Origin of the sequence: Oscillatoria sp. CS-180, from assembly GCF_028330965.1 — a bacterium.
In the GTDB taxonomy this organism is placed as follows: Bacteria; Cyanobacteriota; Cyanobacteriia; order Phormidesmidales; family Phormidesmidaceae; genus Halomicronema.
In genome coordinates, this window is sequence record NZ_JAQMUB010000086.1 from 21,326 (window position 1) to 42,262 (window position 20,937).

The 20,937-nt window shown below is 49.9% G+C and carries 21 protein-coding genes; 9 read left to right on the forward strand and 12 right to left on the reverse strand.

Features of this window, described 5'->3' with window-relative positions; genetic code table 11:
* Positions 1 to 13: 13 nt before the first annotated feature.
* From pstA to PN498_RS21225, 4 genes are read right to left on the reverse strand one after another with little or no spacing between them, the layout of a single operon-like run.
* Positions 14 to 937, reverse strand: a complete 924-nt coding sequence (gene pstA, locus PN498_RS21210) for a phosphate ABC transporter permease PstA (protein ID WP_272065407.1) — start codon at positions 935 to 937, stop codon at positions 14 to 16.
* Positions 934 to 1,887, reverse strand: coding sequence for a phosphate ABC transporter permease subunit PstC (pstC, locus tag PN498_RS21215; protein WP_272065408.1), 954 nt, complete (start codon positions 1,885 to 1,887; stop codon positions 934 to 936). Before pstC ends, pstA begins: the two co-directional genes overlap by 4 nt.
* 33 nt (positions 1,888 to 1,920) lie before the next feature.
* The gene (locus tag PN498_RS21220; RefSeq protein WP_272065409.1) at positions 1,921 to 2,109 is read right to left on the reverse strand and encodes a hypothetical protein; all 189 of its coding nucleotides are present in this window, start codon (positions 2,107 to 2,109) and stop codon (positions 1,921 to 1,923) included.
* Positions 2,110 to 2,144: 35 nt separating this feature from the next.
* Positions 2,145 to 3,161 carry a PstS family phosphate ABC transporter substrate-binding protein gene (locus tag PN498_RS21225; protein ID WP_272065410.1) on the reverse strand — a complete coding sequence of 339 codons (1,017 nt, stop codon included), beginning with the start codon at positions 3,159 to 3,161 and terminating at the stop codon, positions 2,145 to 2,147.
* A 660-nt stretch (positions 3,162 to 3,821) separates the two neighbouring features.
* Here PN498_RS21225 and PN498_RS21230 point away from each other — a divergent pair.
* The gene (locus tag PN498_RS21230; protein ID WP_272065411.1) at positions 3,822 to 3,956 is read left to right on the forward strand and encodes a hypothetical protein; all 135 of its coding nucleotides are present in this window, start codon (positions 3,822 to 3,824) and stop codon (positions 3,954 to 3,956) included.
* Here PN498_RS21230 and PN498_RS21235 read toward each other — a convergent pair.
* The 6 genes from PN498_RS21235 to PN498_RS21260 all read right to left on the reverse strand — a co-directional run bounded on the left by PN498_RS21235 (position 3,945) and on the right by PN498_RS21260 (position 9,462).
* Positions 3,945 to 4,421 carry a nuclear transport factor 2 family protein gene (locus PN498_RS21235; RefSeq protein ID WP_272065412.1) on the reverse strand — a complete coding sequence of 159 codons (477 nt, stop codon included), beginning with the start codon at positions 4,419 to 4,421 and terminating at the stop codon, positions 3,945 to 3,947. The two genes, PN498_RS21230 and PN498_RS21235, sit on opposite strands and share 12 nt — an antisense overlap.
* A gap of 108 nt (positions 4,422 to 4,529) precedes the next feature.
* Entirely contained in the window at positions 4,530 to 4,973 is a 444-nt protein-coding gene (cynS, locus tag PN498_RS21240; RefSeq protein ID WP_272065413.1) for a cyanase, read from the reverse strand.
* A 61-nt stretch (positions 4,974 to 5,034) separates the two neighbouring features.
* Entirely contained in the window at positions 5,035 to 5,922 is an 888-nt protein-coding gene (locus PN498_RS21245) for an ABC transporter ATP-binding protein (RefSeq protein WP_272065414.1), read from the reverse strand.
* Entirely contained in the window at positions 5,919 to 6,758 is an 840-nt protein-coding gene (ntrB, locus tag PN498_RS21250; RefSeq protein WP_272065415.1) for a nitrate ABC transporter permease, read from the reverse strand. Before ntrB ends, PN498_RS21245 begins: the two co-directional genes overlap by 4 nt.
* Before the next feature lie 23 nt (positions 6,759 to 6,781).
* Positions 6,782 to 8,311 (reverse strand): ABC transporter substrate-binding protein, encoded by a 1,530-nt coding sequence (locus PN498_RS21255; RefSeq protein WP_272065416.1) that lies wholly within the window; start codon positions 8,309 to 8,311, stop codon positions 6,782 to 6,784.
* A gap of 362 nt (positions 8,312 to 8,673) precedes the next feature.
* Positions 8,674 to 9,462 carry a response regulator transcription factor gene (locus tag PN498_RS21260; protein ID WP_272065417.1) on the reverse strand — a complete coding sequence of 263 codons (789 nt, stop codon included), beginning with the start codon at positions 9,460 to 9,462 and terminating at the stop codon, positions 8,674 to 8,676.
* Positions 9,463 to 9,809: 347 nt separating this feature from the next.
* Here PN498_RS21260 and PN498_RS21265 point away from each other — a divergent pair, with 347 nt between their 5' ends.
* The 6 genes from PN498_RS21265 (at position 9,810) to PN498_RS21290 (ending at position 15,240) form a co-directional block, all read left to right on the forward strand.
* Complete coding sequence (locus PN498_RS21265; protein WP_272065418.1) at positions 9,810 to 11,057, forward strand: PAS domain-containing sensor histidine kinase; 1,248 nt, start codon at positions 9,810 to 9,812, stop codon at positions 11,055 to 11,057.
* 649 nt (positions 11,058 to 11,706) lie between these two features.
* Positions 11,707 to 13,137: a form I ribulose bisphosphate carboxylase large subunit gene (locus tag PN498_RS21270; RefSeq protein ID WP_272065419.1), complete on the forward strand. Its 1,431-nt coding sequence runs from the start codon at positions 11,707 to 11,709 to the stop codon at positions 13,135 to 13,137.
* A 166-nt stretch (positions 13,138 to 13,303) separates the two neighbouring features.
* Positions 13,304 to 13,711: a RuBisCO chaperone RbcX gene (rcbX, locus tag PN498_RS21275; protein ID WP_272065420.1), complete on the forward strand. Its 408-nt coding sequence runs from the start codon at positions 13,304 to 13,306 to the stop codon at positions 13,709 to 13,711.
* A gap of 83 nt (positions 13,712 to 13,794) precedes the next feature.
* Positions 13,795 to 14,136: a ribulose bisphosphate carboxylase small subunit gene (locus PN498_RS21280; protein WP_272065421.1), complete on the forward strand. Its 342-nt coding sequence runs from the start codon at positions 13,795 to 13,797 to the stop codon at positions 14,134 to 14,136.
* 154 nt (positions 14,137 to 14,290) lie between these two features.
* Complete coding sequence (locus tag PN498_RS21285) at positions 14,291 to 14,692, forward strand: tetratricopeptide repeat protein (protein ID WP_272065422.1); 402 nt, start codon at positions 14,291 to 14,293, stop codon at positions 14,690 to 14,692.
* An 86-nt stretch (positions 14,693 to 14,778) separates the two neighbouring features.
* Positions 14,779 to 15,240, forward strand: coding sequence for a VOC family protein (locus PN498_RS21290; protein WP_272065423.1), 462 nt, complete (start codon positions 14,779 to 14,781; stop codon positions 15,238 to 15,240).
* A gap of 735 nt (positions 15,241 to 15,975) precedes the next feature.
* On the opposite strand, the gene PN498_RS21295 is transcribed toward PN498_RS21290, so the two are convergent.
* Positions 15,976 to 16,323, reverse strand: coding sequence for a hypothetical protein (locus PN498_RS21295; protein ID WP_272065424.1), 348 nt, complete (start codon positions 16,321 to 16,323; stop codon positions 15,976 to 15,978).
* 380 nt (positions 16,324 to 16,703) lie between these two features.
* Between PN498_RS21295 and PN498_RS21300 the strand changes: the two genes are divergently transcribed.
* Positions 16,704 to 17,006 carry a hypothetical protein gene (locus PN498_RS21300; protein ID WP_272065425.1) on the forward strand — a complete coding sequence of 101 codons (303 nt, stop codon included), beginning with the start codon at positions 16,704 to 16,706 and terminating at the stop codon, positions 17,004 to 17,006.
* A 633-nt stretch (positions 17,007 to 17,639) separates the two neighbouring features.
* A complete protein-coding gene (locus PN498_RS21305) occupies positions 17,640 to 17,819 on the forward strand; it encodes a DUF4278 domain-containing protein (RefSeq protein WP_272065426.1) in 180 nt (59 codons plus the stop codon).
* Positions 17,820 to 17,899: 80 nt separating this feature from the next.
* Here PN498_RS21305 and polA read toward each other — a convergent pair whose 3' ends face one another.
* Positions 17,900 to 20,776: a DNA polymerase I gene (polA, locus tag PN498_RS21310; RefSeq protein ID WP_272065437.1), complete on the reverse strand. Its 2,877-nt coding sequence runs from the start codon at positions 20,774 to 20,776 to the stop codon at positions 17,900 to 17,902.
* Between the last annotated feature and the right edge of the window lie 161 nt (positions 20,777 to 20,937).

The following is a 20,937-nucleotide window of genomic DNA, read 5'->3' on the forward strand; positions in this document are numbered from 1 at the left end:
GACTGAAGAAAAACTAGCGAGAATTCTGAAAACGGTTGCGCACGAAAATCGCCGTCGCGTTCATCGCTAGCAGCACCATCATCAGAATGATAATGGCCGAGGCCGCGATCGTGTGGAATTCTTCTTGGGGGCGACTCACCCAGTTAAAGATTTGAATCGGCATTGCTGTAAACGCGGGTTCCTGCAGCCCCTCAATCGAGAACTCAGGGGCAAAGGGGACAAACGCCGCCGCACCAACCGCAATAATCGGTGCGGTCTCACCAATCGCCCGAGACAGCGCCAAAATCGTACCGGTCATAATGCCAGGAATGGCCTGGGGTAACACATGATTCCGCACGGTCTGCCACTCAGTGGCCCCGAGTGCCATACCCGCTTGTCGGATGCTGTCAGGCACAGCCTTTAGAGACTCACGGGTGGCAACAATAATCACTGGCAAAATGAGTAGCGCCAAAGTGAGTCCGCCAGACAAAACGCTGCGTCCACCCGTGATAGCACTCAGCAAGCGGGCAAATACAAACAGCCCTAACAAACCATAGATAATGGAGGGTACTGCCGCCAGGTTGCTGATGTTGACCTCGATGACTTTAGCCAATTTGTTTTCGCGGGCAAACTCTTGCAAAAAGATGCCTGAGCCAACCCCGATGGGAAAAGAGACTGCCCCAGTAATGAGGACCAGAAAAATCGAGCCTAGAAATGCTGGCCAAACTCCGGCTCGCTCAGGTTGCCGAGACGGCGGAGATGTCAAAAAATCAAAGCTGAGCGTGGGCAGCCCCTGAGAGAGTATCCCAATAATCAAAATGGCTAGAACAAGAATTCCAGAGAAAGTTGCGACCCAACTAATCGCCTGGAAAATTCTGTCGATGTTGTAGCGCTTACCCAGCTGAGTTTTGAACTGTTCGTCACTTGATGGCGGCAAGGTTTGAACTTCAGACTTCATTCGTACTTCTCCTGATACTTGCGCACAAACCAAAAACTAAAGATATTCAAAATCAAAGTGATTACAAACAGCGTCATGCCCACGGCAAAGAGCGTTTTGAACTCGATAGTGCCATAGGGGGCGTCCCCTTTCGTCACTTGCACAATGAAAGACGTCATGGTCTGAACAGAGACCCGCGGGTCTAGGGTCAGAGTGGGACTTTGTCCGGCTGCCAGCGTGACAATCATCGTCTCGCCCACGGCCCGCGCCACCCCCAAAATGATGGAGGCCACAATGCCTGACAGGGCAGCGGGTAAAACGACGCCCGTAATCGTCTCGCGCTTAGTCGACCCCAATGCGTAGGAACCCTGTCGCAGACTACTCGGCACTGCAAAAATGGCGTCTTCGCTCAAAGAGGCGATCGTCGGCAGAATGGCAAACCCCAACACAATGCCGGCACTGAGCGCATTAAAAATAGACATATCTGGGATGAATGACCGCAGAAATGGCGTTACCAACAGCAACGCAAAATAGCCAAACACCACTGTTGGGACACCCGCTAGCAGTTCTAGCGCTGGTTTCAGGATCTTTCTGAGCGATCTGGGCGCATACTCGCTTAAGCAAATGGCTGAGAGTAGCCCGAGTGGAATAGCAATTAACAACCCAATGACAGAGGTCAAAAAGGTGCCGCACATTAACACCATGACGCCAAACTCAGGGTTGGCAAATAGAGCCGTCCAGCGAGTTGCGGTAAAAAACTCAATGGGAGAAACTTCGCGAAAAAACTCGATAGTCTCGAACAGCAGCGTGAAAATGATACCAAAGGTGGTGAACACCGATACCATCGCAAACGCCCCAAACAGAATGACGATCGCTTTTTGCGAAAGTTTACTCGCCGAGCGATTGGGTTGCCAAAGGCTACTTCGGTTAGCGCCCTCAGACGCTGAATCTTTATAGACGCTTTCAGTCATAGCAACAGTTTTTGCAATGGGCTCATAGAAAAGTCAGGCAGTATCGTGCAATGGGGCTGAAGGCTCAATTACCCAGACAGATACGCGCTTGGTAGATACTCTCAGACAGGCGAGTCTCAAAGCAACTCGCGATCGCTTAGCCGTACGCCGCATCAGAAATTCGAGTCTGCTCAGCGTTTCTAAAAGGCTCATATCGTGAAGCGGGGCTTTGCTTGAAAGCATCACCCCACCTGCACACTAAGCCTCAGTCAACAAGCCTATTCGGCAGACTTGATTTCGCCACCCTTGACCGCAGCCAGAGACTCATCGTACTTTTCGTCAGACAGAGGCACATAGCCGGTGGCCGCTACGAAATCCTCATTAGCCGGGTCTAAGTAGAAGTCAACGAAGGCCTGCACAGCAGGATCTTCTTCGTACGCCGCCGCATTGACATAGATGAAGAGCGGTCGTGAGAAGGGCGTATATTCTCCGGCTAACACCGCTTCTTGGGTAGGAGCAACACAGTTGCCTGAGCCGTCATCGATCTCGACTGACTTCATCCGGTCTTGGTTCTCGAAGTAGTAGGCATAGCCGAAGTAGCCCGTAGAATTGGCGTCGCCCTCAACCCCTTGCACCAGCACGTTGTCGTCTTCACTGGCGGTGTAATCGCCTCGGCTGGCCCCCTCTTCACCATTGACCACCTCGGTGAAGTAGTCGAACGTACCGGAGTCAGTACCCGGACCATAGAGCACCAATTCTGCATCAGGAAAACTGGGATCAACCTGATTCCAGTTCGATACAGTCCCTTCAGACTCTGGGCTCCAGATGGTACTGAGCTGGTCAATGGTCATACAGGCTGCCCAGTCGTTGTCGTTGTTTACCACGACTGTCAGGGCATCCGTGGCAACGGGCACTTCAATCATTTCGATGCCTGCTTCGGCACAGGCGGCGAGTTCCTCTTCGGAAACGCCACGGGAAGCATTGGAAATCTGAGATTCCCCATTGCAAAACTTCTCAAAGCCACCGCCTGTACCGGAAGCGCCCACAGTGATGCGGACACCGGGGTTGGCGATTTGGAATTCCTCAGCCATTGCTTCGGAAATTGGGAACACAGTACTGGAGCCATCGACGGTGATGGTCCCTTCCAGTTCAGAGCCAGATTCGGTGTCAGTTGCCACTTCCTCACCTTCAGTGGGGGTCGTATCAGCGGTGTCAGTAGCCGAGCCGCAGGCCACCAGACCACCCAGCAAGACCACCAGTGAAAAAGAATGGGCAAATCGTTTGGCCGACATCATCTAAAAACCTCCCTCTCAGCGGATATTCAATGTTCCGCAGTTCTCCCCTGGAATATACCGAGTAGACATGAAGATGAGGTTAAAAAACAAATGTATTTAAGGGCGAACTTTGCGAAGTTGAGTGCGCAGAGTGTGTTCATCCTTTTTGATCCTTCCGTATCAGGAGTGGGCAAGGAATGCAACACATTATCCAAACCCAAATGCCACCGCATCTATTGGTCGGTGGGTGCTACAGCAAGCTTGTCAGCAGCCAGCCGAATGGCATATCGATTTACTGAGGCCGTTAACCTTAAATCAGCATCAATCTTTGTGCTCAAGATTTGCAACGGGCTGACCTGATTGAGCAGAACGATCAGGTCTTAGCGCAGACCGGGGTGCCGGATCGGCCATCGCGCTAGAAATTACCGAAAGTTATGTTGATCAAAGAGATTGATCAAACTATTGGTTTACGCTTTAATGCGTGCCCAGTCTGGGTACTCGTAGTGGCGTTCTTTGCCCATGCGATCGCACCATTCACGATCACATAGTCAATTCCACTGGCTGGCTGAGTCGGTTGTTTGATACGACTTGGCAAACTTTGATTAGAGAAAAAGTTAGGTCATTTACTCAACTGAGTCTCCAGAGCGATGATGAATGCTAAGGGTAGCGGAGGCTAAAGACATGATGTTTCCCATGATCGGCATTGCCAGCAGGATTCACCAAGGCCTATCGGCGTATCGCAATTTGTTTTCGCGTCAATCGGCCTTCGAGCATGTGGACCGCTCCTTGCCAATGCGCGGCATCCTACTCGGGTGAATCGATCAGTCCTGGGTGGTCTTGGGGGCGGGGGGCATCGTGGGGCCAAAAGAAGCGACGATCGCTTTCAGTAATGGGGCGATCGTTGATGCTGGCTTCCCGTCGCTGCATCAGACCGTTGCCGTCGAATTCCCAATTCTCGTTGCCATAAGCTCGATACCACTGCCCCGCATCGTCGCGCCATTCGTATTGGAATCGAACAGAGATGCGATTTTCGCCAAAGGCCCACATTTCTTTAATGAGGCGGTAGTCCAATTCTTTATCCCACTTGCGGCGAAGAAACGCGCGAATGGCGTCCCGGCCCTGAAAAATCTCAGATCGGTTGCGCCAGAAGCTATTTTCGGTATAAGCCATTGACACCCGATCCGGGTCGCGGCTGTTCCAGGCGTCTTCTGCCATACGCACTTTTGCGATCGCATTCTCTCGCGTAAAAGGAGGCACTAATTTCTTTACCGATGCAGTCATAAGTCCTACTCCAGAAAAAAGGCTACCGGCCCGACCGCCAGCAGCCATACTTGATTCACTTACTTAACCGAACAGTTGTGATGAGTAAGGTGTTTTAGGCGTTTTGGGCTACCACTTTTTGTAGGGCAGGAACTTGCCACACATGATCACCTTGACGCGATCGCCTTTGGGGTCCTCCTCCTTTTCAACGTCGATAGTGAAATCGATAGCGCTCATGATGCCGTCGCCAAATTTTTCGTGAACCACCGTTTTCACAGGCAGACCGTAAACCTGCATGATCTCGTAGAAACGGTAGATTAAGGGATCGGTTGGGACAACCGGGTCCAGGGATCCCTTCATGGGGCATTCTGTCAACGGTTCAATGAGTGAAGGATCGCCACCAATCGCCTCGATCATTTTGGTCGCCTCTTCTTTGGAAGCACTGGCCTGACGGTAGAACACGGACGCAATCCAAACTTCATCACATCCCACTTTGGCCTCCAAGTCAGCAAACGTAAGACCTGCCGCTTTCTTGGCCGCCAAAAGCTTTTCGGTAATTGCTAGAAGTGACATATTATGATCCTCTTGAAACTTCAAAAACGTGCAGAAAATCTGAAATTCAAACAACGGCTGCCTAGCGACCGCTAATTCTGGCGGCTTCCACGGCTCGGGTCTCCCTAAAGAGATGACTTTCCATCTCAGCCTTGAGGTCGTGATAGGCCGGATGCTGATCCAAGGTCTCGCGGTTGCGGGGACGAGAGAAGGGCACCTCCAGAATTTCGTCAATGTGGGCGGCAGGGCCACGGGTCATCATGACGATGCGATCAGACAGCAGCAGGGCCTCTTCAATGCTGTGAGTAATCATGATGACGGTCTTGCGCTGCTGCTCCCAAATGCGCTCAATTTCGTCCTGTAGAAAGCCACGAGTCAGGGCATCCAGGGCACCAAACGGCTCATCCATAAGCAGAATTTGGGGATCAATGGCCAAGGCTCTGGCAATGCCCACCCGCTGCCGCATCCCGCCTGATAACTCATGGGGATGCTTCTTTTCGGCTCCCGTTAGCCCAACCAGCTGAATGTGCTCCTTAATGGTGCGCTGAATATGCTTAGCAGTCAGCCTGGGATGCACCGTTTGCACCGCGAACTGCAAATTCTCTTCAACCGTCATCCACGGCATCAGCGCATAGTTCTGAAACACCATGCCGCGATCGGGTCCAGGCCCTTTGATGGGCACATCATTGAGCAAGATCTCTCCAGCGGTGGTGGGAGCAAGCCCAGCAATCATGTTCAGCAGCGTCGATTTGCCACAGCCAGAAGGACCAATGATGCTGACAAAGGTGTTCGGCTCGATATCCAAACTAATGTCCTCGATCGCAATAAAGTCGGTAGACGCTTTACCCGAGAGGCGGCTAAAGACATCCTTCTTGCCGTGGAAAACCTTAGTGACGTTGCGGACCGATAGCTGAGCCGAGGGAGAAAACGTATCCTTCGGAATACCTTGATTCACAGGAGCAACACTCACGACTTGCGACCAAACGCGACAAATTTTTCTAACGCAGCAAACAAGCTGTCTAGAATCAGCCCAACGAGACCGATGATGAAGATAGCAACCAAAATATTCGGGATATAAAGGTTGTTCCACTCATTCCAGATGAAATAGCCCAACCCAGTTCCCAGCAGCATTTCTGCCGCCACAATCACCAGCCACGCAATCCCCATACTGATTCGCAATCCCGAGACAATATTGGGCAGTGCCGCCGGAATGATCACCTTAAAAATGGTCCTCAAGCGAGACGCTCCCAGCGTTTTAGCAACGTCAAGATAGTCTCGATTTACATTTGCCACTCCAAAAGCAGTGTTAATCAAGGTGGGCCAAATGCTGGAAATAAAGATGATAAAAACGCCCGTTTTTTCTGAATCCCTGAACACATAGAGACCGAGAGGCAACCAAGCCAAGGGAGAAATGGGCTTAAGAAGCTGGATATAAGGATTGAAACCCCGTTTGGCAATGGGAGAAATGCCAATCAAGATGCCCAGTGGCACAGCTATCAGGGACGCCAAGGTATAGCCGATCGCCACCCGCCGCAAACTAATCAACAGATTCCAGCCGATGCCCAAATCATTGGGGCCATTGTTGAAAAACGGATGGGTTAGCCACCACCACAGTTCCTCAATGGTTTTAGAGGCTGTGGGAAACCCTTTGGCAAAGATGCCAGCTTTTGCCCCCAACTCCCATAGCAGGAGAAAAGCAACCAAAGAGCCCACAAATAACAAAAAGGCCCGAACGTTTTCGTTGAAATAAAGGGATTCGCGCTCTCCACCATAGAACCGAGTCCCTGTCGATTTACTCACTGCCATGTAGAAACCTCCTCGCGATATGACTAGACGCCATATTCATCGATTTGCTGTTGGACATACGCCTGCGGATCTGCCGGGTCAAACGTATCGAACATCAGTTCTTCAACGCGGTAAATTTCTTCAGGCGGATCTTGACCGAGTTCTTCGGCCAACTCACGAGCCAAGTCAGTTAGGAACACGTCTTTGCCAACCGTGTCATACCCCTCCTCAGGAATGGCTTTAGGCGCTAAGCCATCTCCCTGCAAGTCCCATCGCACGAGCTGAGAGGAAATCCAGTTGGCGAAACTCTGCCAGGGATACGGATCGAAATCGATGCGATCGGGAATGCTCAGGGTATTGCCGTTGCCATCCTCAAAGTTGCCTGTCAGCACGGCCTCAACCACCTCCACAGGCTGATTCAAAAACGCCCGCTCAGAGATAGCTTCGGCAATTTCAACTCGGTTAGCTGGATCGCTGGCGTAACCTGCGGCCTCAATAATGGACTTGTTGAGGGCTCGGAAGGTATTGGGGTTCTCGTTGATCCACTGGTCGCTAGCCGCAAAAGCACAGCAGGGATGCCCCGGCCAAAGATCCTTCGTCAGCATGTGAATAAAGCCAGCGCCTTCATAAACCGCTCGTTGATTGAACGGATCAGGCATGAGATAGGCGTCAATATCGCCAGCCACAAGCTGAGCAATGCTGTCGGGCGGGGGAACAGGACGAATCTGCACATCGACATCGGGGTCAATGCCCCCCGTTGCGAGGTAGTAGCGCAGCAGCAGATTATGCATCGAATAGGGGAACGGCACGCCCATTGTGAAGCCTTTGAAATCGGCAGGACCGTTGATCTGGCCTTTGTACCGCTCGGCCACGGTAATCGCCTGACCGTTGATGTTTTCAATGCTGGCAAGCTTAACGCCGAAGGGCGCTGACCCTAATCCAAGCGTCATCGCAATCGGCATGGGGGCCAACATGTGATAAGCGTCGAGTTCGCCCGCGATCGCCGAATCTCTGACCGCACCCCAACTCGGCATCTTCACCACTTTGGCCGTAAAGCCGTATTTCTCATAAAACCCGAGTGGCTCCGACATAATGATGGGCGTCGCGCAGGTAATCGGAATAAACCCAATTTGGAGTTCTGTCTTCTCCAGACCCTCTGCCGAAACAGGTTCATCGGATATGTCTTCCGTGGCAGCAGGTTCATTACCACCACTAGCACAACCCGCCAGGGTCACCAGAGCGGCACCAACCGCCATATTGCGGAGAAATTCTCGACGCCCTGTCTGACTGCTCCGTACAGCATCCCCAAAGAAGCGCCCCGCTTGGGGACCAAAAGCAGCCGCAAACGCATTATCCAAACCACCGGCCTGCTCACACAGGGCCAAGATCAGCTTTTCCCGTTTTGGATTGTTACGGCCTACACGCTTCAGAAACAGTGCTTTTCGCAATTCATAGGCATTCACAGAGTCAGCTGCCTTGAGCTGATTCTCTTGGTAAAGCCCCATCTTGACCATGTCATCAACCAGTTCTACTGGATCTTGCGGCATCGTCTGCATGAATTCCCAGTGAACCATACTGGAATGCTGCTGCCCGCAAACATTGCATAGGGGCTGGAAGTTAGACAGTTTTCTAGACTCGTAACCAGAACTTTTTAGGTTCTGGAACATCTCTGCTGCCGAAGTCAAAACCATAGCTCTCATCCACCTGAAACAAACTGATAAAACTCCAACACAGCCTCAAAACCATTGAGTCAACCGTCGTGTTGATGAGAACTTTATCAATCCTCTTTGTTCAGGTCATTGGATCATTTTTGGGAAAAAGTAGGATTTTTTTTAGGAATTAACCATTCAAAAAATCCCAGCCAAAAACTGGTCAATCTTGATACAGAACCTTAGAGACCAACCGATTACTCACGCTCAAATCATGTTGCGAAAGCTTAATTCCCATATCGGGATTTGGACTGCTGCCGCCAAATTTGAGGTGATGCACCGTGGAGTTGGCGAAATTGTCGGGTGAAGTAACCAGCATCGACGTAACCCGACAACTCAGCAATTTGTTTGATCGGTTTAAGGGTAGATTTCAGTAACTTTCTGGCCTCAACCATGCGCCGCTCAATAATCCAACGCTTAATACTTTGTCCGGTTTGTTCTTGAACTAAATTAGTCAAATAGGCAGGAGAATAGCCTGCTGCTTGAGCAACATCTTTTAGATTGATTGCTTCGTCAAAATGGGCTTCGATAAACTCAAAAACAGCTGAAAGTTTTGAATGTTCGGGAAATATTGTTCCGGTGTTGACAATTTCTGAAGGGTTCCCTGAAGTTGACTGTAACCTTTGGCTTGAGCGCCCCAACAGTTCATCATGACGCTTGAGACGGGCCGCGATCGCAGTCAAAAACTGTTCCACCGTACAGGGCTTAGTCAAATAGTCATCAGCCCCCAACTCCATCCCTCGTCGAAGGTCGTCCATGGTGATTTTTGCTGTCAAAAAGATGAGTGGAATAGACATCGTTTCCTGACAACGGCGCAAAATTGAAAGTACCGAATATCCATCCATATCTGGCATCATGATGTCGCAGACAACTAAGTCAGGTCGACATGTCTTAGCAAGTTCTATGCCTTCTAAACCATTGCTAGCTCCTCTTGCATAGAATCCTTCAAACTCCAAACATTTCAAAAAAACGTTGCGAGTTTGGGTCTCATCCTCAATGACAAGCACTGTCCTCATGATGAATTTTCAAACCCCTCTTCCAGAGCAGGCTAATTTGACTTTCGAAAAAAGCAAAGCAACCTTTATTCCTCTGGCTTAAGACTATTCAACAAAACGCTGTATTATCAAAACAATTTGCATTGCAACAAGCTGCTACTGGCTTACTTTGAGTCGTTCGCTGCGCGATGAAAACACGAACTGATGAATAACTGCTGCCAATATTTATTTTTAGTAAGCCTTAAGAGACAGTTATGGAGTGTCGTAAATTACATTTTTCAGAAGAATACTGGCGTGAATCCGGTTCTTCTTGTTGGCATTTTGCTGATAGCTTTCTTTAAATTCGACCTATTAGTTACGGTTTTGCCATGACCCATTTTTACTGGGTGTCAAGTTCTGACGACGCGCTAGTTCCGTCTTCTCAGCAGCCTGTAGCCCAAGCTCTGGAACAGCTACGCCGACAGCAGCAACTCATTCTGAACGCTGTGGGAGAAGGCGTTTATGGGCTGGATTTAGAAGGCAAGGTCACATTTGTGAATCCAGCCGCCGCCGCCATGATTGACTGGCCGATTGAAGAACTAATTGGCAAATCGATGCACGTAGTGCTGCACCATTCCCATGCTGACGGCAGTCTCTACCGTCGAGAAGATTGTCCAATCTATGCAGCATTTCAGGATGGCAGTACCCGACGGGTCACCAATGAAGTCTTCTGGCGCAAAGACGGCAGCAGCTTTCCAGTTGAATACATCAGCACCCCAATGCGAGATGAAGACGGCAATCTCATCGGCGCAGTGGTTACGTTTCAGGACATCACGAAGCGACGATGGGCAGAGGAGGTCTTGCAGCGAACGAATGAAGAACTAGAGCAAAAAGTTCAAGAGCGCACCGCAAAACTTCGCGAGGCCAACCAACAGTTGCAGAAGTTGAATGACATGCGATCGCGCTTTGTTTCGATGGTCTGCCACGAATTCCGCAATCCCCTCAACAACATTGCTCTATCAGTCACCTCGCTGAATCGCTACGATACTAAGCTCAGTCTCGAAGAGAAAGTCGATTATCTGATTGCCATTAAAGAGAATGTCGAACGCATGGCTCAGATGATTGACGACATTTTAGTCATCGGCAAAATCGAGGCTAAAGTTTTGGAAATCAACCCGAGATCGCTCGACCTCCTTCATTTTTGCCAAGTACTGCTGACGGAACGAGAGTATCAAAGGGCCTCTGCCCCGATTCAACTCCTCTGTCGTAGTCGCCAGATGATCGTAAGCTGCGACGAACGACTACTGCGCTCCATCATCAGCAATTTATTGTCTAACGCAATTCGATATACGCCCACCCACAATGCCATTCGGCTGAAGCTAGCAAAACGCCAGCAGCAGATCATCATTCAAGTTCAAGACGAAGGGATGGGCATTCCTAGGGAAGACAAGCGTTATCTCTTTGAACCGTTTCATCGAGGGCGAAATGTCAGCAACATTCCGGGGACAGGGCTGGGTCTGAGTATTGTCAAGCAGTTCGTAGAGCTTCAGCGTGGCACCATTGACGTGAGCAGCAAGGTGGGCAAGGGAACCACATTTACTATCCGACTGCCAATCAACTCCCGACAACAAGACTAGTGCCGCTACGCGGAATTCAAAATGCAAAATTTTAGAATTCAAAATTAAGGTCGGTTTGCCTTCTGGCAGAGTAGTCCAACTTTAGCAAGGGAAAAGTAGTGACGGCTATAACGTCTAGCGATCGAGCAACGCAGACAATCGCCTCCCCTATCTATAAGACTTAGGCGCATCGAACTCACTGCTTTGAAGATGGATGCTGCCTTCTGCCAGCTCACTTATGCTTAAGACTTTGTGTGAAAAGCAAGAACCCGCCAAAACCCTTGCCATTATTATCTCGGAGACAAAAATAGGTTCTCTACCGCTTTTACCGCCTCATCAATCAGTGGATTTACATAGTGAGACATCACGCAAAGCTGTGTGATGTCTTTACATAATTTTTATTTATGTTTCTAAACAGAACTTCCAAAACTAAACTTATTGGATCGCTGATAGTATTCTTAAGGCATAGGGTAATGCAGGATACCCACAATCCAGTTCTGGAACCCGTTTGAGGCACACGATGTCTGTGGGTCGCTGGAATGCTTAATTGAAGTGCCACCTGCTTCGGGGCTAGATAACAGTCTTCGACACAAGCAGCCGATGGATTATCCGCGTTGCAGCGCAACGGGGATAATGTGGTGTCGTTACGAAACCTCACAGGAAGGGAGATATGTCTTACTCGCAGACGACGACTCAGTCAAAATCTGGATATCAGGCCGGGGTCAAAGATTACAAACTGACCTATTACACTCCGGACTACACTCCAAAGGATACCGATATCTTGGCAGCGTTCCGGATGACACCGCAGCCCGGTGTGCCTCCTGAGGAATGTGCCGCCGCAGTTGCCGCAGAATCCTCTACTGGTACTTGGACAACGGTATGGACGGACTTGTTGACCGATCTGGATCGCTACAAGGGCCGCTGCTACGACCTTGAGCCTGTTCCTGGTGAGGATAACCAGTACATTGCTTACGTCGCTTATCCTCTGGATTTGTTTGAGGAAGGCTCCGTCACCAATATGCTGACGTCTATCGTCGGTAACGTATTTGGCTTTAAGGCACTACGCGCACTGCGTTTGGAAGACTTACGGATTCCCGTTGCTTATCTAAAGACCTTCCAAGGACCACCTCACGGCATTACCGTTGAGCGCGATCGCCTCAACAAATACGGTCGTCCACTACTGGGCTGTACGATTAAGCCTAAGCTTGGCCTATCTGCGAAGAACTATGGTCGTGCAGTCTATGAGTGTCTGCGCGGTGGTTTGGACTTCACGAAGGATGACGAGAACATTAACTCTCAGCCTTTCCAGCGCTGGCGCGATCGCTTCTTGTTCGTCGCTGACGCGATTCACAAGTCTCAGGCAGAGACAGGTGAAATCAAAGGTCACTACTTGAATGTGACAGCTGCTACCTGCGAAGAAATGCTGAAGCGGGCCGAGTACGCTAAAGAGCTCGACATGCCTATTGTCATGCATGACTTCCTCACCGGTGGCTTTACTGCTAATACGACGTTGGCTCACTGGTGCCGCGACAATGGCGTATTGCTGCACATTCACCGAGCAATGCACGCAGTTATCGACCGTCAACGCAACCACGGTATGCACTTCCGCGTATTGGCGAAGTGTTTGCGGCTGTCGGGTGGTGACCACATTCACACCGGCACCGTTGTAGGTAAGCTAGAAGGCGATCGCGAAAGTACCCTCGGCTTTATCGACTTGCTGCGTGAAAATTACATCGAGCAAGACAAGTCTCGCGGTGTTTACTTCACTCAAGACTGGGCTTCCATGGGCGGCGTTATGGCTGTGGCTTCCGGCGGTATCCACGTTTGGCACATGCCCGCTCTGGTGGAAATCTTTGGTGATGACTCCGTACTCCAGTTTGGTGGTGGTACATTGGGTCACCCCTGGGGTAACGCACCTGGCGCCACCGCGAACCGGGTTGCTTTGGAAGCGTGCGTTCAAGCTCGTAACGAAGGTCGCAACTTGGCTCGCGAAGGCGGAGACATCATTCGTGAAGCCGCGAAATGGTCTCCTGAATTGGCCGCAGCTTGCGAACTTTGGAAGGAAATCAAGTTCGAATTCGAGACGATGGACAAGCTCTAAGGCTATTTTTCGGGAGGGGTTACGGCTTCTCCCGATGCCTGGGTGCTTTAGTTGCCTGAAGAATCTGCAACCAAGAACACCAATTGGTTTTAGGGTATCGGGTTCAATGGAGCAAATTTAGGTATTTCCGTCAGGGAAGTACTCAACTCGCGGCACATTGTACGTAATGGACATCAAGCAGATAGCCAAAGATACGGGCAAAACGCTGACTAGCTATTTGACGTATCAGGCTGTGCGGGTAGTTATGCACCAACTCCGAGAACTTGACCCTCCGTGTGGCTACTGGTTCAACGCATTTGCCACGAGCCATGACTTGCAGAATGGAGAAGCCTTCATTGCTGCGCTTCTGGAGGAGAGATCTGATCTAGCGATTCGAGTCATGACAGTGCGACAGCATTTGGCGGATGAAATTGCTGAATATCTCCCTGAAATGCTGACTACGGGTATGCAACAGGCGAACATGGAGCACCGACGGACCCATCTCGAACGAATCACCCAAATTTCGAGTACCGATCTTGTTGGTGAATCGGAATCTTCTCAAGACCTTGAGTCAAAAGGCGATCAGTCGAGTTGAGCAGTGTCAAACCGCACTGACTTAATTGTGACCTTCCAGCTCAAAGTTCTCTAATAATCACTAGAAATTCTGTTGAGGAAATCATGAAGACTTTACCTAAAGAGCGTCGTTATGAAACGATGTCTTATCTGCCCCCTCTCACGGACGCGCAGATTGAAAAGCAGATCGCATACATCTTGAAAATGGGCTTCATTCCTGCGATTGAGTTCAACGAGGACTCTAATCCTGAAGCTTATTACTGGACTATGTGGAAGTTGCCTCTGTTTAATGCGAACTCCACTCAGGAAGTGCTGAGCGAAATCCAAGCTTGTCGCTCTGAATATCCCAACTGCTTTATTCGAGTTGTTGGTTTTGACAACGTTAAGCAGTGTCAGATTCTGAGCTTCATCGTTCACAAACCCGGTGCTAACACTTATCGCTACTAGAGTAATCGAACAGTCAATTCAATGATTTGGGAGGGGGCGATCGCCCCCTCTTTTTTGTGCCATCCCTACTGTCTATGACGGATTTCCATTCCTGGCAATTGACCAACAATCGCTCACAATTAAAATATCACCTCTGATAACTGAGATTTTGCGAATGCCCGTAACAGATTTTCCTCAAACTGCTGAATCCTTTAACGGCAAAGGCTGTGCGCTCTGTGAGCAAAGCCAGTTTAACGCCGCACTCTCTGCCTTCGAACAAGCTCTGAACCTAGCTCCTGATTACTGCACGGCCTGGAACAATAAAGGAAATGCTTTGTGTGGTTTAGGCCGCTCTGCCGAAGCACTTTCTGCCTACGACAAAGCCATCGCACTTAATCCTCACTATCATCAAGCTCATTTCAACCGTGGCAAACTCCTTGCTGAAATGGGTGCCTATGGCAATGCGCTGGCAGCCTATGAGCAGGCGATCGCCCTTAAACCAGAACCCCACTATCTTCATGCTCGCGAAGATATTTGGCTGAAGAACAAGCTCTTCGCAGACAGTAGAATGATTTGAGCGATAGCCCCAAACCATCTTCCCTGCCCTTTTATGTTCCTTTGGCAAATGTCGTAAGCTGTTAGACAAAATACGGCCAAACCGCCATGACAAAAACACCGCTCCATCAATGCATCACTATTCCTAGTGGCGTCCTGCGGGGAATTCATCACATTGCCTTGAACGTAAAAGATATGGCAGCGTCTCGCCATTTCTATGGCAACGTTCTTGGACTGCATGAACTGCGTGGTGAAGAGGTTCCTGAAACACTCAAACAATTAGTCGCTGACGGCAAAGTTGCAAATTTTCGGACCCCTGACGGCACGATTCTAGATCTGTTTGGAGAACCGGACTTATATCCCCCCAGCGATGACCCGACCCAGCAATTTACTCGCGCCAATCATTTTGCCTTTGATATTGCTGCAGATCTCTTCGATCAGGCTGTTACCACACTTAAGCAATCAGGCATCCAGATTGATCACGGTCCTGTCAGTCGTCCGACAGGCCGAGGAATCTACTTCTATGACCCTGACGGATTTTTATTAGAAATTCGCTGTGATCCGGCCTAGCGCAACAGCAACAGATGAATTGCTATTGGGATTTTATCGATAGGACTGCCTCAAAATTCAATCGCCATCAGAGAAATACCTGAAATTTCCTGATTTTTTCCCTATGGCAGGTAAAGAGTGCCGTTGGCTTTAATCAAGCTAGCCTCATTGCAAAGCTCTACCTCAGGTTTAACTATGGATTTCCTGATTGCCCCGCTATTCATGCTGGTTCTTCTGATGATCGCAGGCTCCTCATCCGATTCAAAGAGCAGTACCCAGCAGAACTCTTCCTCCTCGAAAGAAGAGAATGAGTCTACCATCAGCTTTCAGATCTCCACAAAAGATGCAGAAGCGATCGTAGAACAGTTCGTTAAATCTGATAAGAACAAGTAATTTAAGAGACATGATGTCTCTTAACGCTTACCGCTCTGAATGCTGCTAACGCTTTGTCGAAGCTAGAAATATAGTTTTTATCATCCAACTTACAAAACCAAGCCTGGCAGACCACTAACACCGCTACGCAGAATTCAAAATTCAAAATTCAGAATACTCTGCGAGAAGAGCAAAGCTCTACAAAACTAAGGCAGATAGGCTTTCCCAATGTTTTGAATGACGAGCCATTTCTGCCGTAGTGGACTAGGGGGTGTATGGTCTGATTCCAGGCGGCAGATTCCCCATTGCCCCTTGAAAGGGGGTCTACCCATAGGCTGGCTTAGACTTGGGGAGTCGACCGTCTGGATATTCATCTACGAGCTACTAAAACTGTTCCGCCGTTTCGATAGCATCTTTGTCCAGGTTTTCGCGGCGGAGACGGTCAAAGTCAATCTTGCCATCTTCCTTCTCCAGATTCTCGTTGCGAAGCTGGTCACGGTTTACGGCATCCTTGTCCAAGTTTTCGCGGCGGAGACGGTCAAAGTCAATCTTGCCGTCTTCCTTCTCTAGATTCTCGTTGCGAAGCTGGTCACGGTTCACAGCATCCTTGTCCAAGTTTTCGCGGCGGAGACGGTCAAAGTCAATCTTGCCGTCTTCAGCTGCTTGGGAGGGCAGGGTTGTACTTACCATTAAGGTCGCTGTAGTGAGTAATGAAATTACCAAACCTTTCATAAGAGTCTCCTTTTATCTGTCAGAGGTCATTGGATAACGCCAGAAGCAAATACGCCTGACGTCCATGAGCATTACCCTAAGCAGCAAAAGAGAAAAAGCCGTGCAGCAATGGGGAAGCGATCGGGAAAACTGGTGAAAGGAGGAGGTCGACAGATCAAAGGACACAAGAGCCGTGATTCGTAACATTAAAGCTTTAGTCACCCAGTCTTATGCACCAAAAGCATCCGGGTGCTTGGCCCATAGCCAGATGGCTCGCCGTCTTGTTCTAACCGAATTGGCGACGACTATAATCGCATTTTCTTGAGTAACGGCTTAATGAACGAGCGGATGCAATCGACTTAGGGCTAGCCTAAGAATGGGTGGCTAGCAGGTGAATAGAAATGACTGGTCTTGGAGATATTTTTTTTCGGGCAAACGATCGCTGCCGTCAAAAGGCTTACCAACGTTGGCATCGAGGTCAACGCAAACAACAGATTTTGCGATCGCAAATTGGATTTACAGCCTTGTCTAGCTCGCGCCCAGCAGCGTGCATCGGCTGCGCGAACTATCATGGCCACGCCTATGGCTTACAGCGAGAGCAGCGCGTCACGCTAGTTTGCGGAATTCATCCTTACGGCTGGCACACAAACTTATCCTGTCCAGACTGGCGAGCCGAGCCTGCAGAAAACGCAACCTCATCGTAACGTAGCGCCAGTTCGGGTCAACCCGTTACTTTCTCCTCCAGGGCTATCGTTCCACACAAATTGCTCTACGGATGACATATCAAAGGTTTCACAAACCGGGTGTAGAAGAGTAAAGGAGTTGAACCGACAGACAAGCCCAAAGCTTGAGAAGACTCAACGGAATTGGCAACGGCTATACATCCTCGTACACAAAAACGAATAAGCCCCCCGTACCTAAGGTACGGGGGGCGGTTTTTCATAGGGAGTAAGGCATAACCGAACAAGTGAAAGCGTCCTATGTGGACATTACTAAGATGCCTGAGATATCCGAGAAAGGAAAGCGAAAAGCTACTAGATTTATCGAACACTAGAAAACTCCTCAACTTCAGTAAACTCCCTGTAAAGTGTGCTGATCTTGCTTTCAGATCGTCCTACCCTATGCGGTTATCACTGTAAATGTTGTTGAATTACTGCAAAACCGCAAAGTGTGAGCGCGCTCACGCTTTGTTTTCTCCGGTTCTTCCCGTTTGCTTTCTATTCTCCAATCATCAGTTGAATTCGATGGCTCACGTTTTCTTGGCGGCTTAGAAAGTCCAATCAAGTCACTTGAGATCATCGCACCCGACACCTAATCACTTACACAGGAGTCCCATCATGCAACTCTCTTTTCTCGGCCAACCTTATGAAGCTTCTTTGCCCACTGTTGAAGCGACTGAAACCAGCGAAACCGCGACCTTTCTGGGTCAGCGCTATGCCCGCAAGCAGTTCAACATAAGCCAACGGCAGCAGTCAGCGATAGAACTAACCTATCGCGGTATTCACTACAACCGATAAAGTTCGGCATCCTTTCCTCTTAGATTTCAGGTAAAACAGCAATCTCCGTTCCCCTTGCCGCATGGTGAGGGGTTTTTTGTTTATTTCGCTTCCATCCAGTTGGGGCCTGCACTGGCTTCGACCACTAAGGGCACTTTCAGCTGAACAGCTGACTCCATCGTGTCAGTAATTTTTGTGTTTAACTCGTCCCATTCGTCCGGCGGCACTTCAAAGACAAGTTCATCGTGGACCTGCAACAGTAATCGAGTCTGATAGTCCTGCAGCAGTTCATGCAGGTGAATCATGGCGACCTTAATAATATCGGCGCTGGAGCCTTGAATGGGGGCGTTGGCTGCCGCCCGAAGCAGTCCCGCATCGTAGCCATTAATGCGCTTCAGCTTATCGAGTTCGATCGCTTCGGGGTCGCTATCCTGAAGTCCCCGTAGCTGACTGCTGGTAAAGTTGAAATAACGGCGGCGGCCCATCAAGGTCTTTACATAGCCGTGGGCGATCGCCTCTCGCTGCATTTGTTGCAGGTATTCAAAGACATTAGGGTAGCGATCGTAGTAGCGATCAATAAAAGTCTTGGCCTCACTACGGCTGACGTTGGCCTCCCGCGCAAATCGAGTCGCACCCATCCCATAAATGACGCCGAAGTTGATAACCTTACCTAACTGCCGTTCTTCCGATGAAATCTCATCCTTTTCAAAGAGCAGGCGAGCCGTCAGGGCATGAACGTCTTCGCGGTTATTGTAGGCCTCAACGAGAACAGGTTCCCCACTTAAGTGCGCTAAAATTCTTAGCTCAATCTGAGAATAGTCGGCAGAAACCAGCTTCCAACCCAATTCCGGCACAAAGGCAGCGCGAATCTGGCGGCTGAATGCGGTGCGAATAGGAATATTTTGCAAATTGGGGTTGGATGAAGAAAGACGCCCCGTCGCAGTGATGGCCTGGTTGAAATCCGTGTGAACCCGATGGCTGTCCTGCCGCACCAATTCTGGTAGGGCATCCACGTAAGTGGACTTGAGTTTGGACAGAGTGCGGTTTTCGACAATGAGGTCCACTACCGGATGATCGCCTTGTAGCTTCTCCAGCGTAGCCGCATCGGTAGAATAGCCCCCGGACTTGTTCTTACGCGATTTTCGTTTGTCCAAGCCCAGCTTTTCAAACAGCAGCGTGCTTAACTGCTTGGGTGATCCGAGATTAAAGGTTTCACCTGCCAACTCATAGGCCTGCTCCTCAATTTTTTTAAGGTCAGTTTCCAGTTGCCGCGAAAAGTTGGCAAGGTAGTCAGAGTCAATGCGGACCCCTTCATACTCCATTTCGGCAAGCACCGGTTCCAGAGGCAGCTCAACATCCGTGAAAAGCCTTTCTAGATCGGGATAGTCGGCCAATTCTGATTTCAGAAGAGGTGTGAGGCGATAAGTGGTATGGACATCACCACCGCAGTAGTCTGCCACATCAGCAATCGGCAGGTCAGCAATACTCTTACCCTTAGGCACCAAGTCGGTGTAGCTCTGGGCAGTGACATTGAGGTAGCGCAACGCCAAGTCGCTAAGATTATGGTTAGTTTCAGGATTGAGGACATAGCTTGCCAACATCGTGTCAAAAACGACGCCAGCGAGGGTGATGCCCTGAGATCGCAACACGAGGCGATCGTATTTAGCATTTTGCAGCACCTTAGGATAGTCAGCGCTCTCCAAAATTGGCCGCAGGGCATCTAGCACCATCTGAGTCCCCAGCTGATCCCCTGCCTTGTGCCCCATAGGAATATAAGCCAGATCAGACAGTCCCTCTCCCCAACAGCAGCCAATGCCAACCAATTCTGCATCCCGAGGCGTGAGAGAGGTCGTCTCGGTATCCCAGGCAACAGGATTGGCCGGGTCGGTCTTTTCCCCCAGCAGATCCAACAGTTCGTACAAATCAGCTTCTTGGGTGATGATCCGAGGAACAATTTCGACAGGCTTCATCCGCTGCGCCTGATCCGTTTCCTCGGCTGAGAAAAAGGCCAGGTCTGGATCTTCGAAAAACGCCTCTTTGGACGCTTTGGCCTCTTTCGCAACGGGTGCTTCTCCCCCCAATGATCCTTTGATGTAGGGCAAGCGGTTAATGAACTGCTGAAACTCCAATCGCTTCAGCTTCTCAGTCACAGCCTCATCATCAAAGCCTTTAAGCTGACAAGTTCCCAGATGAGCCTCTAATTCCACATCGGTAACAATTTGAGCCATGAAACGAGAATGATAGGCGTTCTCTTTGCCTTCCGTCAGCTTTTTCTGAGTGGCTCCCTTAATGTTGGCCAAGTCGGCGTAAATAGCATCCAAGTTGCCATACTGGTTCAATAATTTCGCTGCCGTTTTGGCACCAATGCCTTTCACACCAGGGATGTTGTCCGAGGTGTCGCCACACAATGCTTTGTAATCCACGACTTGGGACGGCAAAATATCGAGCTTGTCTTTGACCTGCTCTGCCTGAAATTCTCGTGCTCCAGACTTACCTGGTCCTTTAGCAAAAATACTGCTGAGATAAAGGACTGACACCAACTCCTTATCTTCATCAATCAGCTGAAAGAGATCTTGGTCACCACTCAGGATTTTGACCCGATAGCCCTCCGCCTTACCCAAAGTTGCCAGCGTGCCGATGACGTCATCAGCCTCGTATCCTGGCGCCGTCACCACGCAAAGCCCCATGGCGCAGAGTAGGTCTTTCAAATTCTCTACGTCTTCTCGAAAATCTTCAGGGGCCTCGGGACGACCCGCTTTGTAATCATCTGCTTCCTCATGGCGAAAGGTCGGCTGATCAAGATCAAAGGCAACGGCGGCATACTGCGGCTTCTCGGCCTCCATGGTATCTAGCAGTGATTTCAAAAAGCCGTAGCAAACGCTGGTGGGAATCCCCGTCGAGGTTCGCAGACCACCTTCAGCTCCTTTGGTATGAGCATAGTAGGAACGGAAGGCCAGAGAGTGCCCATCAACGAGCATCAGTAGGGGAATTTGGTCAGCCACAGGTGGTTCTCAATTCTTAGAAGGTGGAGCGCGATCGCGCAGTCTATTTAGCCTATTGTATAGCCGTCACAAATTCCGTTAGGACAAGACGGCGAGCTATCTGGCTATGCGCTCAGCACCCGGATGCTACTGGATAC

Excerpts from the sequence above, each read along its gene's own strand:
- ntrB (WP_272065415.1), bottom strand. The coding sequence starts at position 6,758 with ATGGCAGTGAGTAAATCGACAGGGACTCGGTTCTATGGTGGAGAGCGC.
- cynS (WP_272065413.1), bottom strand. The coding sequence starts at position 4,973 with ATGTCACTTCTAGCAATTACCGAAAAGCTTTTGGCGGCCAAGAAAGCG.
- PN498_RS21220 (WP_272065409.1), bottom strand. The coding sequence starts at position 2,109 with ATGCTTTCAAGCAAAGCCCCGCTTCACGATATGAGCCTTTTAGAAACG.
- PN498_RS21265 (WP_272065418.1), top strand. The coding sequence starts at position 9,810 with ATGACCCATTTTTACTGGGTGTCAAGTTCTGACGACGCGCTAGTTCCG.
- PN498_RS21290 (WP_272065423.1), top strand. The coding sequence starts at position 14,779 with ATGACAAAAACACCGCTCCATCAATGCATCACTATTCCTAGTGGCGTC.
- PN498_RS21285 (WP_272065422.1), top strand. The coding sequence starts at position 14,291 with ATGCCCGTAACAGATTTTCCTCAAACTGCTGAATCCTTTAACGGCAAA.
- PN498_RS21260 (WP_272065417.1), bottom strand. The coding sequence starts at position 9,462 with ATGAGGACAGTGCTTGTCATTGAGGATGAGACCCAAACTCGCAACGTT.
- PN498_RS21225 (WP_272065410.1), bottom strand. The coding sequence starts at position 3,161 with ATGATGTCGGCCAAACGATTTGCCCATTCTTTTTCACTGGTGGTCTTG.
- PN498_RS21280 (WP_272065421.1), top strand. The coding sequence starts at position 13,795 with ATGAAGACTTTACCTAAAGAGCGTCGTTATGAAACGATGTCTTATCTG.
- PN498_RS21235 (WP_272065412.1), bottom strand. The coding sequence starts at position 4,421 with ATGACTGCATCGGTAAAGAAATTAGTGCCTCCTTTTACGCGAGAGAAT.
- pstC (WP_272065408.1), bottom strand. The coding sequence starts at position 1,887 with ATGACTGAAAGCGTCTATAAAGATTCAGCGTCTGAGGGCGCTAACCGA.
- PN498_RS21230 (WP_272065411.1), top strand. The coding sequence starts at position 3,822 with ATGATGTTTCCCATGATCGGCATTGCCAGCAGGATTCACCAAGGCCTA.
- PN498_RS21295 (WP_272065424.1), bottom strand. The coding sequence starts at position 16,323 with ATGAAAGGTTTGGTAATTTCATTACTCACTACAGCGACCTTAATGGTA.
- PN498_RS21305 (WP_272065426.1), top strand. The coding sequence starts at position 17,640 with ATGCAACTCTCTTTTCTCGGCCAACCTTATGAAGCTTCTTTGCCCACT.
- PN498_RS21255 (WP_272065416.1), bottom strand. The coding sequence starts at position 8,311 with ATGGTTCACTGGGAATTCATGCAGACGATGCCGCAAGATCCAGTAGAA.
- PN498_RS21270 (WP_272065419.1), top strand. The coding sequence starts at position 11,707 with ATGTCTTACTCGCAGACGACGACTCAGTCAAAATCTGGATATCAGGCC.
- rcbX (WP_272065420.1), top strand. The coding sequence starts at position 13,304 with ATGGACATCAAGCAGATAGCCAAAGATACGGGCAAAACGCTGACTAGC.
- PN498_RS21300 (WP_272065425.1), top strand. The coding sequence starts at position 16,704 with ATGACTGGTCTTGGAGATATTTTTTTTCGGGCAAACGATCGCTGCCGT.
- pstA (WP_272065407.1), bottom strand. The coding sequence starts at position 937 with ATGAAGTCTGAAGTTCAAACCTTGCCGCCATCAAGTGACGAACAGTTC.
- polA (WP_272065437.1), bottom strand. The coding sequence starts at position 20,776 with ATGCTCGTTGATGGGCACTCTCTGGCCTTCCGTTCCTACTATGCTCAT.